Origin of the sequence: Crystallibacter degradans, assembly GCF_012952295.1 — a bacterium.
Lineage (GTDB): Bacteria > Actinomycetota > Actinomycetes > Actinomycetales > Micrococcaceae > Crystallibacter > Crystallibacter degradans.
In genome coordinates this window covers 1-354 of sequence record NZ_JABBCH010000101.1, presented here as the reverse complement: position 1 = coordinate 354, position 354 = coordinate 1, and the positions used below count along the sequence as shown (strand labels likewise).

At 70.9% G+C, this 354-nt stretch carries 1 protein-coding gene; it reads left to right on the top strand.

The annotated features are described in order from the left end of the window. Window positions 1-354, top strand: a 354-nt coding sequence (locus HGO92_RS24950; RefSeq protein ID WP_169999128.1) for an HAD family hydrolase, incomplete at both ends; no start/stop codon positions are given.

The following is a 354-nucleotide window of genomic DNA, read 5'->3' as shown; positions in this document are numbered from 1 at the left end:
CAGTGGAACGCGAATCCGAGCACCCCCTGGCCGGCGCCGTCGTCAACTACGCCGTCGCCCGGGGCGTGCCCTCGCTGGACGCCGGTTCCTTCCGCAATGTCCCCGGACACGGTACCGGAGCCACCGTAGACGGGCGCCGGGTCCTGGTGGGAAACCGTAAGCTCATGATTGCCGAAGGCGTTGATATTGCCCCCATAGCCGAGCAGCGTGAAACCCTCGCCTCCACCGGCCGCACCGCCGTGCTGATGGCCGTGGACGGCAGCGCCGCCGGTGTCATCGCCCTGGCCGATGCCGCCCGCGAGACCGCTGCCCCCGCCGTGGCGGCCCTGCACGAGGCCGGGATCGAAGTCGTCA